Below are 265 nucleotides of genomic sequence, written 5' to 3'. Positions count from 1 at the left end.
ACGTCCGCGTCGCCGGTCATGCCGGCCGTCGCGATCTCCTGGCCGCGCTTGACCGTCGCCCCGCGCTCCACGGAGATCGAGTCGGCATGGCCGTAGACGGTCACGAGCCCGCTCTCGTGCTTGATGAGCACGGTGTTGCCGAACTCCTTCAGCCCGTCGCCGGCATAGATGACGACGCCGTTCTCGGCCGCCTTGATCGGCGTTCCCTGCGGCACGGAGATGTCGAGGCCGTCATTGCGGCGCGAGCCGACCTTGTCGCCGAAGC

1 protein-coding gene is annotated in these 265 nt (G+C 68.7%); it reads right to left on the bottom strand.

All coding sequences use genetic code 11. From position 1 onward, the window contains the following. Window positions 1–265, bottom strand: a 265-nt coding sequence (locus tag NVV99_RS26560) for a M23 family metallopeptidase (RefSeq protein WP_260783307.1), incomplete at both ends; no start/stop codon positions are given.

It is taken from the genome of Rhodococcus sp. PAE-6 (assembly GCF_025290685.1).
GTDB lineage: Bacteria > Actinomycetota > Actinomycetes > Mycobacteriales > Mycobacteriaceae > Rhodococcus > Rhodococcus pyridinivorans.
The sequence above is the reverse complement of the archived record's forward strand: the minus strand, read 5'-3'. Positions and strand labels throughout refer to the sequence as shown.